The organism is Deltaproteobacteria bacterium (assembly GCA_016208165.1).
Taxonomy (GTDB): domain Bacteria; phylum Desulfobacterota; class Desulfarculia; order JACQYL01; family JACQYL01; genus JACQYL01.
On record JACQYL010000029.1, the window covers coordinates 90,344 to 106,116 of the forward strand.

General features: G+C 55.9%; 8 protein-coding genes (1 of these 8 cut by a window edge). 1 reads left to right on the plus strand and 7 read right to left on the minus strand.

Annotated elements, in window-relative coordinates:
• From HY788_06620 to HY788_06635, 4 genes are all read right to left on the minus strand, one after another.
• On the minus strand, nucleotides 1–1,034 hold the 5' portion of the coding sequence (locus HY788_06620; protein ID MBI4773841.1) for a PD40 domain-containing protein. It extends 520 nt beyond the left edge of the window; only the first 1,034 of its 1,554 coding nucleotides appear in the window; it begins with the start codon at nucleotides 1,032–1,034; the stop codon falls past the left edge of the window.
• 51 nt (nucleotides 1,035–1,085) lie between these two features.
• Entirely contained in the window at nucleotides 1,086–2,273 is a 1,188-nt protein-coding gene (locus tag HY788_06625) for a class I SAM-dependent rRNA methyltransferase (GenBank protein ID MBI4773842.1), read from the minus strand.
• Between the two features lie 81 nt (nucleotides 2,274–2,354).
• A complete protein-coding gene (locus tag HY788_06630; protein ID MBI4773843.1) occupies nucleotides 2,355–2,594 on the minus strand; it encodes a hypothetical protein in 240 nt (79 codons plus the stop codon).
• A gap of 136 nt (nucleotides 2,595–2,730) precedes the next feature.
• Nucleotides 2,731–3,036, minus strand: coding sequence for a rubrerythrin (locus tag HY788_06635; protein MBI4773844.1), 306 nt, complete (start codon nucleotides 3,034–3,036; stop codon nucleotides 2,731–2,733).
• 233 nt (nucleotides 3,037–3,269) lie between these two features.
• On the opposite strand from HY788_06635, the gene HY788_06640 reads away from it, so the two are divergent.
• Nucleotides 3,270–3,848, plus strand: a complete 579-nt coding sequence (locus HY788_06640; protein MBI4773845.1) for a hypothetical protein — start codon at nucleotides 3,270–3,272, stop codon at nucleotides 3,846–3,848.
• Nucleotides 3,849–3,906: 58 nt separating this feature from the next.
• On the opposite strand, the gene HY788_06645 is transcribed toward HY788_06640, so the two are convergent.
• From HY788_06645 to HY788_06655, 3 genes are all read right to left on the minus strand, one after another.
• The gene (locus HY788_06645) at nucleotides 3,907–12,636 is read right to left on the minus strand and encodes a DUF11 domain-containing protein (GenBank protein ID MBI4773846.1); all 8,730 of its coding nucleotides are present in this window, start codon (nucleotides 12,634–12,636) and stop codon (nucleotides 3,907–3,909) included.
• 442 nt (nucleotides 12,637–13,078) lie between these two features.
• Nucleotides 13,079–14,104 carry a hypothetical protein gene (locus HY788_06650; protein MBI4773847.1) on the minus strand — a complete coding sequence of 342 codons (1,026 nt, stop codon included), beginning with the start codon at nucleotides 14,102–14,104 and terminating at the stop codon, nucleotides 13,079–13,081.
• Between the two features lie 217 nt (nucleotides 14,105–14,321).
• Nucleotides 14,322–15,500 (minus strand): SO_0444 family Cu/Zn efflux transporter, encoded by a 1,179-nt coding sequence (locus tag HY788_06655; GenBank protein ID MBI4773848.1) that lies wholly within the window; start codon nucleotides 15,498–15,500, stop codon nucleotides 14,322–14,324.
• Nucleotides 15,501–15,773: the final 273 nt, after the last annotated feature.

Below are 15,773 nucleotides of genomic sequence, written 5' to 3' on the forward strand. Positions count from 1 at the left end.
CGGATGCTGAACGATCCTTCCAACGCTTCGCCGATCCGGCGCAAATCGCTGCCGTCGGGGCGAACGATAAAAAGCCGCCAGGGGCTCTGATCAGTCTCTTTGGAGTTGAAAGCAACCCACTGCCCGTCGGGGCTTGACATCGGATAGATCTCCTCGACACTCGTAGCCAACACGACCGCAGGTCCGCCCTCAACCGGAACGCTGCGTACTCTGTGGCCTTGTTCGTAGTATTCCGCGAACATAAACCAGTTTCCGTCCCCCGTGAAGTAGTAACCGGAATATAAAGGATGGCGCGAAACATGGGATACCAGGAGTACCGGCTCCCCACCGGCGATGGGGACGCTGAAAAAAGAGTCGAGGGTTTCCTTATCATATCTGCCCTGGTAGACTACCCGGTCGCTGGTTGGGCTGATGATGAAGTGCGCCTGCGGCGGCAGGTCGTTCAGGGTCAGGATCGGGCCATCAGCAACAGGCACGCTTCGAATGTCAAAGGTCTCTTCCGTATTATAGATAGCCCGGCTCCCGTCCGGGGAAACCTCGAAAGAGTGAAAATCGCGGCTCGCCGACAGCCAGTAGAACGGGTCTTCGTCTAATAGAACGAGAGGCCCCCCTTGAACAGGGACCGAGAACAAGAAGTGCTCGTCGTACGCTACGGAAGCCCCGAACACCACCCATTCTCCGCCGCCGACGAGACGGATCGGATATGTGTCGATATCCATGTCTCTGGGCACATCTACGGTCAATTCAACAGGTTCCCCTCCTGAAAGAGGGACGCTGAATAACCTACTTTTGCCGCCGGTGTACGCAACGTAGACGACCCACCCTCCGTCCGATGTGACCGAAACGTCGACGATCTTGAGGCTATACGGCAATTCAGGGGTCAACGGGACGGTGGTCACGCTGAGGGGTGTTCCAGGTGCTGAATCGTCCGATCCGCCGGAGCATGCGCCTAAGACCATAGTCGACAGCACGGCCAAGGTCAAAAGGGACAGCGTGATCGACCGCGTTTTGCGAAACCGGTTTGTTCCGGGCATGGTTCGCGTCTCCTCTGTGCGGGTTACCCAAGGATCGTTCCGTCGCCGGCGTCAGAGCACTCTACAGATCAGGCCCTTCAGATACATAGACTCCGGGAAAGACAGCAGAGTGGGATGGTCCGGACCATGCGCCAATTGATCGAGGACCTGGACCTGCCTGCCTGCATCCGTCGCCGCCTCGGAGACGATTCGTTGAAACCGATCGGCGGACACATTCCCCGAACACGAAAACGTCGCCAGGATACCCTCCGGAAGTAACAGCTTGATGGCCAACAAATTGATATCCTTGTAGCCACGCGCCGCGCTTTCGATTGTTGAACGGGCGTGAGCAAACTTGGGTGGATCCAGAACCACCATATCGAATGTGTGGGCGCGATCCCGAAATCCTCTCAGGACCTCGAATGCGTTGCCCTCACAGGATTCTCTGTCTGCTGAGACGAGCCCGTTCAACCGGAGATTCTCTTCACTCAATGCAAAGGCTTCGGAAGACCCCTCAACCCTGGTAACGGAAACAGCGCCGGCCGCGGCTGCATACACCGAGAAGGCGCCCGTGTAGGCGAAACAGTCGAGAACCCGCTTTCCTTGCGCGTATCGGGCCACGGCGTCTCGATTGAAACGTTGGTCCAGAAAGAAGCCGGTTTTCTGGCCTCGCTTGAGATCCACCCAAAAACGATGGCCGCATTCGCAAATGCACACCCGATCGGGCGGTTCCTCGCCGCGGAGCACGCCGGATTCCGCATCGACGCCCTCCAACGAAAGCGACCAACTGTCCCCCTTCTCGTACACACCCGTCGGGCGGAGTAGAGCGTCGAGACATTCGGCGAGCTCGTGCTTGATTCGCTGAATCCCAGCCGTGAGGGGCTGCAGGACCAAGAAATCGCCATAACGGTCCACCACCAGGCCCGGCAACAAATCCGCTTCCGCATTGACCAGCCGGTAGGAGTCCAGATCGGATCGGTTCGCGAGCGCGGCGCGCCTCAGAATGGAATCTTCAAGCCGCCGGCGCCACCATGTTCCGTCGATGCGGACATCCTCACTCCATTCCAGAAGCCGGACCTGAATCTTGGATTGGCCGTTATAGTACCCCCATGCCAGAAAATCGCCGTTTGCGTCTAATACCCTGACCACGCTGCCCGGCGCCGGGGAACCCTTGGTCTGCGATACCGCTCCCGAAAAAATCCATGGATGTCGTCTTCGGACGGATTTTTCCCGCCCCGGTTTTAAGACAAGATGCGACATATCCGAGATTCGTGGCGATGCGCTTCAGGTGGCGTCGAAACCGAACACTCAGAAGGACGCAGTTGATGGTGTCGATGGAGGTTATTGGATTGATTCATCGAAGGCGCCGCTCTTCATTTTTTCCACAACGTCCTGGATCACAAGAACCGCCGCGTCTCTGCCGATGTCCTTGACCATCAGCGTGATGCCCAAAATAAAAAGACTGGGCGCGATCTTGCCCATTGCTTCCTTATCGCCGCTACGGGCTATTGCTTCTATTGCCGGGGTAATTGCCTTCATGAGCATGCCGGCAACCTGCTCGTCAGGGCGTTTTTCATTCATAATACTGTCCTTCCACTAATGAGACCGTTCTCATCCGTTCTAACTGCAAGAAGACCATGTCCGGCTTTCCCCATCCCTTCCCTTCTCCGTTCACGGGGAACCACGGGTCGCCGAATCGTGCAGATCGTAATTGGTTCTACTTCTTTAGTTTTTCGATCATTTCCTCTACTTCTTTCGCTCCTTTGACATACATTCCTTCTTCATCGGGAGCCAGTTCCTTGAGAAGGCGGAGGAACTCTCCCGCATGCACGCGTTCCTCGTCGGCGATGTCGTAGAGCACGTCTTTGGCTAATTCGTTGTCCGCGGACTCCGCAAGCTGCACGTAGAGTTGAACCGCTTCATACTCCGCCGCGACCATATAGCGGATAGCGCGAATGAGCTCTTCGTGAGTAACCTTCCGATCCGACGCCAATCCGGAGAAGGGGTTAGCGAATTCAGGCATAGTCTACCTCCGTGTTACCCGATTCGGGTTTGCGATCCATGTTGGACTTGACCAGGAGATTTCGGGTCAGGATTTTCCGGCCATTAGCGAAAAAACGAACACCAGGCCGAGTTCGTTGAATCCATGAACCATTGACTCTGGAGCCGCCCGGCGTTAGTTTAACATAGCATATCCATAATCCGTATCAACCAACTAATTTTCCAGAACAAAGATTCACTGAAGGGAGCCCACGAATGAGGAAACTTTATACGCCCATGGCGTTAGTGCTGATGATTATTTTGGCCGTTACCATGCTTTCTCCGACAAACGCTCTGTCGGATACGGAAAATAAACCGAAACTGGCGATTTTCCCCGGTCGACTTCCGGGCGTATCCGCCAACTATACGCATGTAATCATGGAAGCCGTGTTTGACGTACTGGATGAAACCGGAGTTTTCGACCCGGTCTACTCCTCTTACCCCGGTGACGGTCGGTCCGATCCAAAACCGATTCCCGCAAATGTTCTGTCCGCCGATTTCCAGGAAAAAACCTGGCGCAAGGAAGGGTTCTTCTCGGGTTATGAGCCCGACGCGAAAGCGATCTTGAACAAGGGAAAAGAACTGGGAGTAAACGCTGTTCTCCTTTATTCCATCGATATCCTTGGGGGCGGATACGACCGCATGGCGGTCTATCTCTTCGATGTCGATAAAGGAAACGTTTACTATCGTCGAATTACAGACGAAATCAAACACAACGTCACGGGCGAGATCTCCGAGGAAACGCTCCGAGCCAAACTGAGAGAGCTGAACTATACGGTTTTCTACAAGTTCTGAACAAGGCCGCCTTTTTCTCCTCAAACCCGGCGTCTACAATCACAAGGGGGGTTGTGTTTCATCGAGTTCCGGAAACCTCGATGTTCACGGCTCCCGTTGCGTTGTTTTCCACCACCGGATCGGCCGTGGCGGAGCGGACGCGCGCCTCGTTATTCAGTACTCCGGAGGCCGGCCCTGGTTGGACGGTCCCAAGGATAAGGACAAGTTTCGAGGTTCCCGCGCGGAGCGCGCCCACCTCGACTTCATCCGTAAGCATGCTCCACGTAGCGCCGCCGTCCAGTGATGCTTTTCCATCCCGAATAGGGGGCGGCATCAGGACTTCCACGACTACCTCCATGGCGTCCGATGGCCCTTCGTTTGCAGCCGTTATCGTGTACATGACCGTCTTCCCCGCATCAACCTTGCGGGGTGTGACCGCCATGGCGACTGTAAGGTCCGCTTGGGCATCGATTGCGGTTGTGATCTTTTCCGTTTCATTGTTTTCCGATTGAGGGTCTTGTGTGTCGGAGGTCACCGAGGCCGTGTGGCTCACCATACCCGTTGCACCACGGTCCACAGCGCCTTGTACCAACACGTGCCTCGAGTTCCCGGCGGATAGGGCTCCGAGCTCGATTACCGAACTTAGTTTGCTCCAATTCGCGCCTCCGTCGGTGGAGGACATCAATTGCCCGATCATGGGATCCAATGCCGCGGTCAAGCGCACGTTGTTTGCTTTTGAAGGTCCGGCATTAAAGGCCGAAATGATAAAATTGATGCCGGCTCCCGCGGTCACGGGATCGGGCGACTCCGCCATTGTAATGGACAGGTCGGCCAGGGTTTTTACGGCCGTGTTCCGGAAACTCGTATTATTTTCCGAAATCGGATCGGGTGTGTCTGCTTTCACGGCTGCCCGGCTTTCGATTGTACCCTCGGCTGAAAGTGACACACGACCTCGAATCCGCAACTGCTTCGAATCTCCGGATGCCACCTCTCCCAATCTCAGCGGCGCTTCCAGCACTCTCCACGCCTCCTGCCCTTCGAGAGCAAACTCGGGATTCTCGACCGCTTCCGGTAGATAGTCCTCAATCACTACATTGATAGCGCCCGAAGGTCCTTCATTCTCGACGTCCAATATGTATTCAATAGCTTGTCCCACTGTTACAAGTTCCAAGGGAGTTCTTATCGTGATCGAAAGGTCGGCGAGTCTCTCCACCTTAACGGCTCCCTTGAAACCGTTATCTTCCGAACGGGGATCGCTTGTGGCGCTCGAGAGGGCCACTTCCAACGGTTGGAGGCCTTCCCGTATGGACGAGTCCGACATACAGCGAAACCTCAAAACTCGGGATTCATGCGCCTTCAGCGTTCCCATGGCAAGTTGCCCGTTCCAGGGCTCCCACATAGAGCCGTCCCTCGCCCATTCTCGCTGCTTGAAACTTCCTTCCTGCACCGTTTCTTTCAGAACTGCGTCCGTGGCGTCGGAAGGGCCCCTGTTCTCTATTTTGGCGGAATACTCCACGGCGCCGCCGGCCAAGACTGCTTTAGGGAGATCCGACAGGGTCAGACTTAAATCCGCCTCGGATCGGACCTCTGAGACGATGTCAATGGCTTGATTGTTTCCGGAATTGGGATCCGGGATCTTTGATTCCAAAGAGGCGGTTGCACGAATCCCTCCGGCCAGGGAGGAATCGACTTTCCCTTGAATCAGGAGATCCTTGCCGGTCCCCGCCCGGATGTCTCTTATCTCGATGCCCTTCCGGTCAACCGGTTCCCAACGACCGCCTCCGTCGAGGCTATATTCGATTTCCTTCACTCCACCGGGCAGAAGATGAGTTAGCCGGACTTCGTCCGCATCGGAAGGCCCGTTGTTGAGCACGTGAATCTTGTACAGGATTGTGTCACCGGCCAGGACATCGGGATTCGCGCTCCCTGACAGGGCAAAATCCGATTGTTTTCTTACGGTTGCGGTGGTTGTAAACTCGTTGTTATGCGGTAGAGGATCGACCGTGGACGAAACCGTGCGAATCGAATAGACCAGCTTGTTCGACGCCGAAGGCGCTATTTTGCCTTGGATTTTCAGCGCGCCGAAGCCTCCTGCACCGATACTTCCAATCGTGAAGGGGCCTTCCCACTCCTTCCAGGATTTGGCGTTGTCCATCGAGATCTTCGGTTCTATCAGATCAGGTGGAAACTCCGCTTCAATCCGACAGTTCACGGCATCGGATGGTCCGTAGTTTTTCACGTTTACCGTATGTGTGACCACTTCGCCGGCAACTACCTCGGATGGAGGATCTGAAATGATCAGTTCCAGGTCCGCACTGACAGCAATTTCCGACAAAACCTTGGAAGCGTTGTTTGTCGTGTCGGGGTCGCGGGTCTCGGACTTCACGGTGACATGGTGAGTCAAAGGCCCTTTTGCTCCGCTTCCAACCAGCGCCCGAACGCGGATCTGTTTCGTACCGTTGGCGCTTAGCACGTCCAACGAAAGCGAACCCGGCCACGGACTCCACTCTTTTTCGTCGTTCAAGGCATACTCGGGACGCAACATTCCCACGGAGATCGTGTCTCCGATGACGACCCCGCGCGCATCGGAAGGCCCCTCGTTCGTTACCGTGATCAAGCGTAGAAGCTCGTTTCCGGCAACCAGGTTTTCCGGCGATTTAACGGTCTGCCCTATGAACAGGTCAGCTTCGCTGTTGATAACCGTGCGCAAGATCTCGGTTCGATTATTAACGGGCGCCGGATCTTCGGTCGCGGATTTCAATTCCGCGGCATTGGTCAGGCTCCCGGTTGCCGAAGGGGTCAAGACGCAGCGAATCTCAACCTTTCTTGTCGCTTTTGTCGGAATCGCCTCAAAGGTCAAGGTCCCGACCCAAGGCTTCCATTCCGTCTCCTGCTCCGTCCGGAAGCTCGCTTCTATTCGGCCGTCGGTAAACCGATCGATCAGTTCCACCTTTTCCGCATCGGAAGGACCGTTGTTGCCGATTACCAAAGAGTACGTAAGAGGCGTGCCTGCCACCACGGAATCATGCGAGGATTTCATATTCAGAGCAAGATCCGCTCTGTTTTCGATAATCGACACCAACTGCAACCGATCGTTACCTTTTTCGGAATCAGGTGTTTTCCCGGCACTCACCTCGAACGTAGTCTGAAGAGAGCCTCGAGCAGCCGGACTTACGTCTCCTCGGATCCATATTTTCTTCGCTTCACCTGCCTTCACGGCCCCAATGTTCAAAGTGTCCTTCCACAATTCCCACGTTTCGCCGCCATTAATAGAGAACCGGACATTCTGAATATCTTCGAAAGGCTGCGCGATGAGCGCGCTTTCCCCCGAATTCGAAGGCCCGTTATTTCGGACGGCCAGAACATACACGATGGGAGATCCGCCTACCGTGTTAGTAGGCGCGTCGGACGACGCGAGAGCGAGATCGGCGCTTACTTGAACTCCACTGGTCCGTTCCGCCACGTTGTTTCCCGCATCCGGATCCTCGGTTTGTGCCTCCAACCTGAAGCCGCTCTCGAGCGAATCCGTGGTGGACGGGTCGACGTCACATCGAATCAAAACCGTTTTGGTCGATCCGGCCATGATGCTTGCTAACTGAACCTTCGAACCGGCGGCTTCCCAGTTTGCTCCCTGGTCCAAAGACACGTTTGCGTTTCCGAGTCCTTCCGGAAGGTTAAGCTCCAGCGAGACATTGACGGCATCGGAAGGACCGTCGTTTTTCACTTTCAAGGTATACGTGAGTGTTTCTCCTGCCGTAACCGGGTCAGGGGCCGCACGGATGACATCCGGACCGTCGGCGCCTTGAACGATCGAAAGGTCCGCCCGGGTCCCGAAATTCCCGGTTGAAGCCTCGGCCCGGTTATTGGCAGGCGCCGGATCTTCGGTGGAAGATTTCAGTTCCGCGGTCAGCACCACACTCCCGGTTGCCGAAGGAGCCACAGAGCATCGAAACTCCAACTCCCGGTCATCTCCCGCCGGAAGCGCCCCCAGATGGACATTACCCGACCACGGCTTCCATTCCCGGCCCTCATCGGAACGGACCATAGGTTCTGAAAACAGCTCGGGGAGTCCACTTGAGAGTACCACGTCTTCAGCATCGGAAGGCCCCGCGTTGCGGACCCTCAACTTGAAACCGTAAGGCGTTCCCGCCAGCGCAGGAGCGGTCGATCCGATAAATTCGACCGCCACGTCCGCCTGAGTAGCGATGGCCGACTCGGGTTCCACTCGATCGTTGCTCTTGTCAGGGTCATCCGTTTTCCCTGAACTTATGATAAAGACCGGTCGCAGAGCACCCTTGGCGGACGCCTTTAGGTCACCACGAATCATCACCTTCTTGTCGCCGCCTGCGCCAATACTTCCCAGTTGTATGGAATCTCCCAAGGATTCCCAGCTCTTGCCGTCATCGCTGGAAAAACGCACGTTGGTCATAGGAACATCGGATAGCCCTGCCGCCAACATGACATCGAGGGCGTCCGAAGGACCTTCGTTTCGAAGGAGCAGCCCGTAGGTCAGATTCGTTCCTGCCGGCGGACCCTGAGGCAAATCCGTCACTCCAATAACAAGATCGGCGCTGGCCCGCGTCTGGGCTATCAGCTCCACCATGTTGTTTGCAACGTCACTGTCTTCCGATTCCGAACCCACTCTGAACTTGCTGGATATGGTGTTTGTGACGGACGAATCGAGGTCGAAACGCACCCAAATCTCTCTGGTCGATCGAGCAGGAAAAGTCTCCAAATCCACAACCGACTCGACGGGTTTCCAACTTTCTCCCTGGTCCGTTGACATTCTTGGGTTCCGAAGATGTTCAGGAAACAAGAATTCCAGCTTTGCATTGCGAACGTCGGAAGGACCCGCGTTCTGTACGGCAATCCGGTACGTGAGGCTTTCCCCCACGGTTGCCGTATCAGGCTGTCCTCTTTGAACGACCGACAAGTCCGATCGCGTCAACACCTCCGTACGAACCAGTCCGGCCTTGTTGTCGGCCGGGTTAGGATCCTGTGTCTTCGACTCGACACCCGCGGTATTCATGATCAGTCCGGAAGAAGACGGATCCGTCCAGCCCAGAATCAAAACCTGCTTCTCGCTGCCGGCATTGATCGTCTCGAGATTGAGCGATCCTTGCCAGAGATTCCAAGTCGTTCCACCATCTATCGAGTATCTGGTCTTTTGAAGCTCTTTAGGCAATTCATTCGAAAGCACCACGTCTTGGGCCTCTGACGGCCCTCTGTTTCGTACCGTGGCCGTAAAGGTGAGTTGGCTTCCGGCGACCACGGGATCGGGAGAATCCGTAAGACTTATCGTCAAGTCGGCCAGCGTTTCCACTTTCCCCACGGTGATGTTTGTGGTGTTGTTTGAGAAGTCCGGGTCGGAGGTTGCTGTTTCCACATGAGCCGCGTTCGTCAGGGTTGTTTTGGCCAGCGGGGATACTTTTCCCCGTAACTTAATGCGTTGCGAGCCGCCGGCCTGGAATGTCCCCAAATCCAATGGGCTTTCCCATCGTTGCCATTCCCCTTTGGCTTCGTTCAGGAATTCCACATCGGTAAATTGAGGACTCGGATCCCTACGAATCACGACGCTCGCGGCATCCGATGGTCCTCCATTGCTGACCGAGAGGGAAAACAGGACGTTCTCGCCGGCTACGGCCGACTCCGGCAGTTCCGCTGGTGCGATCGCGACGTCTGATACCTGTATGATATTCGTGACCACGTCCCCGGACGCGTTATTCGAAACATCCGGATCCGTGGAATCCGACCGCACCTTGGCGCCCGCGACAATTCTGCCTGTACCGGAAGGCGCCACTTGACCCCGAATGAGCGCCTTCCTCGAGTCTCCCGCCGGGATGACTCCCAATATGACGGAGCCCTCCCACGTGTTCCAGGTGGCTCCTTCGTCTATCGAGTATTCTTGACCTTGAAGCTTCGGGGAAGGCGCGGTTTCAAGGATCACGTTCGCCGCGTCGGATGGTCCCGCGTTTTTGGCCACGATCTGGTATAGCAACTGAACCCCGGCAATTACCGGATCCGGGGCGCCCTTCTTGGCAATCGAGAGATCCGCCGACCTGGTTACCTTGTCCTGCAGGCGGGCCTGATTGTTCTCTTTCACGGGATCCTCAGTGGCCGTTTTCACTTCCCATGAGCTGCTCACTTCCTCGGAGGCCGAAGCTGCAAGACTCCCACGAATCAAGATCCTCCTTCTTTCCCCCGAGGGAATAAGGCCTAGATTCAGGGTTTCCTGCAGCTCTGTCCACGACGTTCCGTCGTCCAAAGAAACACTCAATGAACTTAAATCCGTGGTAATCGTACCGGACAATGCTGTTTCTTTTGCGCTGGAGGGTCCGTTGTTATTCACGTAGACTGAAAACGTAAACATTTCCCCGGCAACCGCGACTTGTCTCGATTCTTCCTGAGAAACCTTGAGGTCCGCCAGTGTCCGGACCGGGCTTTTCAACTCGAACCGATTGTTCTGTACATTCGGATCCGTCGTATCGGAGCTCAATTCCGCGGATATGTCGATCGGGATCTCCGCCGAGGGATCTAACTGACCGCGGAGGAGAGCAGTCTTGCTGGATCTGGCTCGGATCTTTTCAAAATTCAGTGTTCCCTGCCAAGGTTTCCAATCGTTACCTCCGCTCAAAGAAAAACGAAGGTCGGCAAGCTGCGGCGCCGGATTGACCTTGAAAACGACGCCTTGAGCGTCAGAAGGTCCCTGGTTCTTCAAGGCGAAAGAATAGGTCACCTCGCGTCCGGCCATTAGTTCTTCCGGCGAGATGCTCGCATCCAGGCTCACATCAGCCCTTGTCGACACCTCGGCTTCGAGCCGCCCGCTGGAATTGTTGGCCGCATTGATCTCCTTGGTTTTGGATCGAACTTTCGCCGTGCTCGCAACGTAGTTTTTAACCGAAGAAGCCAGTGTGGCGCGTAACTGAATCTCCTTGGAATCCCCGGAAGGAATACTCCCCAACTCCTGGACCCCGTTCCATTTTTGCCAGTTCAATCCTCCGTCAATGGAATATTCCGGAGAACGAAATTCGGAGGTTAGCAGATCCTCGACCTGCACCTCGGCTGCGTCCGAGGGCCCGGCATTGGACACCGTGATTGTATAACTGATTTTCTCTCCTGCAGTAACGGGTTCCAAGGGACCTGACTTGGTGATCGAAAGGTCCGAAAGGACGTTCACCTCGGTCTTAAAGACAGCCGTGTTGTCTGCCGTACGGGGATCCACTCTGTCGCTGCTGAAACCCCGCACCGAGCTGACAAGATCGGCGGAGGTCGAAGAACCAACCGAGCCCCTGATTTCCACGGTTTTTGTAGCGCTTGCAGCGATGGGCCCCAGCGCGAGCGCCCCTTTCCATGGATTCCAATTCGCACCCCCATCCAGCGAAACCTCCGGTTCTCGGAGATCGGCCGGCATGGTTCCCTTCAAAGTAACATCTTCCGGCTCCGTTGGACCGGAGTTCTGAACGGTTATTTTATAGGTCAGCTTCTCCCGCCCGCCTGCGGTAATAGGACTCGGCGATCCGGTCAATGCAAGTTTGAGATCGGCCTGTTCGGTCACATTCTTGAACCAAAAAACCGGAGAAAATCCCCAGGACCAGGCATGCGCCGAGAGGGCGTCCAGGCTGCCCTCCCCGTCCAAATCCGCGGCGAGAACCGTGCTCGCCCCCTGAGAACCTCCGTCGAACAACAAATGGCCGGACCACGACCCGCCCTTTCCATCAACGTTCTCGTACCACCATATGTCGTCCTTCAGCCAGCCGGCGCCGAGGACGTCGGGGTCTCCATCGGAATCAATGTCAACCACGAAAACAGAAGTGGGCCCGCCGCTCTGTTCCCCTTGGGCAATGACTTTCGCTTGCCATTTGGCGCCTTGTCCTCCAACATTCTCGTACCAAACGATCTTTTCAACGGTGTACAACGCCGCCACGACGTCCATATCTTTGTCGCCGTCCATATCGGCTACGAAAACCGATCTGGGGGCCTGGGCTTCCGCGGTGTCGACGGGTTTGAAACGCCATTGCTTCCCCTTGCCGTCCACGTTTTCAAACCAGACGATTTTGTCCCCGTCCTGCAGGCCCGCCACGACGTCCGGGTCTCCGTCACCGTCAACGTCCGCGGCATATATGGCATCGACACCGGCGGAAGGTGCATGGATCGGGTGGACGATAAAAGAGGGTGGAGACGCTCCGTTGTTCTCGAGCCAGGACACGGCCCGTTTCTTGACGGAAGCTACGACCACATCTTCATCACCATCACCGTCTACGTCGGCCATGGAAAGGGCGCTGAACTGCCCTTCCTCGGCGGCAACCGCCATCGGTTGCCACGACCGGCCCTTGTCCTCATTTCGAATCCAATACGCGCTATCGCCTTCCGGCATTGCAATGAAGATATCCGGCGAGCGATCACGATCTATGTCTCTGGTCACAATGGCGGTTATCCGCCCGGAGCCCTGGTACACTTGATGCGTTTTCCAGGAAGAACCGTCCCCTTTGACGTTTTCATGCCAATAAACGTAACCCCAGCTCGTGGCGGACACCACGTCCTGATCCCCGTCGCCGTCAATGTCCGCGATCGACAGGCACTCCTGAGTATCGAACTGCTTGGAATATACGGTGAATTCTTCCGAGAACTCGGCCGCGGCGAAAGCGGGCACACAGGCACCTACCAGAAAACCTGCGGCCATGATCACCCAGGCCAGGAACCGGAGCTTCGGACCGTAGCCAATTCCCCTCTCCCGATCGGAACTAAAGCCGTATGTGCGATGACATACCCAGCGTTTCAACGCGTGCTCCACGGATATTAAAACGTTCACTTCAGACCCCTTCCATCCCCAAAGCTTCTCCATCAATATAGACCGGCTTCAGGAACTACGTTTGGGGCACGACCGCAGGATTCGGTCCGTGCCACGAGTTCACCCGCAGCTCCCATCAATTGAGACAATCTACTTCTCCGCAGGTAAACGGCATCGTAAGCGACGATTTCAATCGGATCGATTTTACATCAGAGGATAAAAGAATTCAGTGTTTTTTGGTAGGGAAGAACAGCACCGGGCTAACATGAAGACCGGGAAGCTCTGCTTCGACACCAACTCTTACCCGCTCTCGAAAGCAAATACCCGTTTCACCGGCCCCGTGCCGCTCCTGTGAAAAAAGACATTGAGAATTACGCGCGCAGGAACGAGCGCACGCGCTTTTTATGGGAAAAGGGATTACAAACAAGCTTAGCAGTATTTGACCGAGGTGTCCCTTTTTCCTTTACATTCCTCCATAGTCGCCCATGCCGCCCTGTCCGATCATCTGAAACATGACCATCTTTCGAACCGTCTTGCCGGCATCGACGGTTACTTCGAGGATCTCTTCTTTGCTTCCGGAAGACACCCTGATCCAGTATTTCCCGGCAGGCATTTGGGGATTGATATACGGCGTCGTTCCCAAACGCTTCCAATCCGAACTCAGACCGAATGACGCGAGCCATCTCTTGGAACGGTCGATCATGTGCACCTCTGCATTGGAGGGACTCGATCTGATTTCCATTACACCCACATCTCCGGAGTCCTTCGGCGTCTCAACAACCTTGGCGGTCGATTGCACCGGGGTTTCAGAGACCGCGGGAGGTGTTTTTGAGGCCTTTTCCGGCAGGCGAGTCTCGACCATCGGCTGCTCGACCGGTGCGGCGGACGCCGGCCGGTGAACCTCTGCGGACGGCTTTTTATCGGACAAATCATCGGCGAGGCTGAACACCGTTCGTTCCAGATCCCCCAACGATTGCGCTCTTCCTTGAAGGTATTTCAAAATAGTACCCGTGTTCGTGTCGATCATGCGCACTGAAACGTAGATGGGCAAACGTTCGTCGAGACGAACCACGCTGCCCATGATGATGGCTTCGACGCCGTATATGTTACCTACTTTTGCCGCCGTTTTCGGGTCGATGATTCCGGTCTGACTCATGGCCTGTTCACTAAGAATTTCGTCCAGCGAAAGGCGCTCCTTTACATCAAATTTGTCGTTCTGTACAAGCGCCGCGGTGAACCAATTAGCTACGATGGCTCCTGCGTCCGGAATATCGATCTTGCCCTGAACGTCAAACTTGACGGTGGCCACCTTGAGTTTTCCTTTGGGCGGCGCCGCGCTTATCGCTACGAGTCCGCTCAGTAGCACGCAGAAAAAAAGAACGACCATACAAAGAAAAGGACCGGCCCCCTGCGCATGTCTACGACTTCCCTTCTCCGTCAAGACACACGCACCAACCCCCTGCTCGACCTTTTCAATAATTCCGCCCATCTTAGTTCCCTCCGGCGCTTCTTGCCTTCCTAGCACCCGTTCACCTTCGCCCGATTCAGTTCAGTGCAAGAGCGATCTCTTTATTGAGCTTAACCGTTCATCAGTGGGTCCGCAAGCAATAAAACATCCGGTTGCGGGCAAAAGTCAAGTCCGACGTCCCATGACCCGGCAGACGAACTCGAAGACCTCAGGATCGAACCGATCCATCAGCGCAACCTCAGGTCGGCCCCGAGGCGCAAATCGATCCTCCTTCGCGCCCCTCCACGCACGCATCCAAATCTTCCGAGTGAACGCCCGGGTGGTCCGAATGTTGACAGCCATGTCCGCCATGGGTCAGCAAGTTCTTAAGCTTCCGAAAAACCGGCTTAACGGAAAGACCGAGCAATACAACAGCTCCCAGAGTGCGCGCCCATTCCGGGACGATCTCGGCGGCCTTCCCAACGACGGCTTGCGCCGACAACCCGAAGGAGAGGTACACCTGGTCCACCGCCAGACCGCAAGCAACGGCCAAGACCGAAAGGGTGATCAGGTAAATGGCCGTGGCCCTCTTCCCAAGAACCCCCATCAGTACGGTCAAGGAGGTGACGTTGGTGGCCGGGCCTGCCAGCAGGAACACCAGAGCCGCGCCGGGACTGACGCCCTTGAGGATAAGGGCCGCTGCGATGGGTGTCGAAGCGGTGGCGCAGATATAAATGGGAATCCCCATCGCGAGCATAAGAAGCATGGCCGGAAGTCCGCCACCTAAATAATGAGTCAGCACGTCAATGGGTATCAGGGCTCCTATGATCCCGGCCAACAGGATCCCCACCAGGAACCACCCGGCCAGGTCGTTCCAGAGATCTCCAAACGCGAAGCCGATACCCGCTGCAATCTTTTCAGGAAAGCTGTGGTGTCGATTGTGCTCTTCCGGAGGACATTCCACGCCGCTGCAACAACCGTCAACCGGACAGGTCAGATCCGGCTTGTCGGCCACGGTATGTTTGGGCGACTCGATGAGGTTTTCCAGTATGCCGGCGCACGCTGCGGTGACAAAGGCTGCAACAGGTCGGGCCACGGTCATGATCGGATCCAGGAGCGCATAACTGGTGGCTATGGAATCCACCCCGGACTCGGGCGTGGATATCAAGAATGCCGTGACGGCTCCCTTATTGGCTCCCTGTCTTTTGAGGGAGGCCGCTGCCGGAAGCACGCCGCATGAACATAACGGGACGGGCACACCCAGGAACGCCGCTTTGAAAACGGAAGAAAAGCGTCCCTGGCCAAGATGCTTGGACACGGCGGCCGGATTGAGAAATACTTTGAGCATGCCGCCCATCAACATGCCGAACAGCATGTAAACGGAGGCATCCACCAGCAACCGCCAGGACTCGGATAAGATCGCATATAACACGTTCATTTTACAGCCCGATCCGTTTCCGCCGTCTCACTCCGTCGCCTTTCGATCCGAGTCCGTCCATAGAACGGCCTTTCGCTGCGACACAGAGAGGACGGGTATGATGCGTAATTCATGAAAGTATGAGTATATATTCAACTATATGGCCGTACCTATCCGCTGTCAAGGAGGGTCGAACGCGGATCCTACCTGACCGGGAAGCTCAGGCCAAACGCCTCATACGATCATGCGAACGGCTCCAGGCAGCACCTCGAACCGCGCCGGAAGCATCCCCAC

Excerpts from the sequence above, each read along its gene's own strand:
- HY788_06650 (MBI4773847.1), bottom strand. The coding sequence starts at position 14,104 with ATGGGCGGAATTATTGAAAAGGTCGAGCAGGGGGTTGGTGCGTGTGTC.
- HY788_06625 (MBI4773842.1), bottom strand. The coding sequence starts at position 2,273 with ATGTCGCATCTTGTCTTAAAACCGGGGCGGGAAAAATCCGTCCGAAGA.
- HY788_06655 (MBI4773848.1), bottom strand. The coding sequence starts at position 15,500 with ATGAACGTGTTATATGCGATCTTATCCGAGTCCTGGCGGTTGCTGGTG.
- HY788_06635 (MBI4773844.1), bottom strand. The coding sequence starts at position 3,036 with ATGCCTGAATTCGCTAACCCCTTCTCCGGATTGGCGTCGGATCGGAAG.
- HY788_06640 (MBI4773845.1), top strand. The coding sequence starts at position 3,270 with ATGAGGAAACTTTATACGCCCATGGCGTTAGTGCTGATGATTATTTTG.
- HY788_06630 (MBI4773843.1), bottom strand. The coding sequence starts at position 2,594 with ATGAATGAAAAACGCCCTGACGAGCAGGTTGCCGGCATGCTCATGAAG.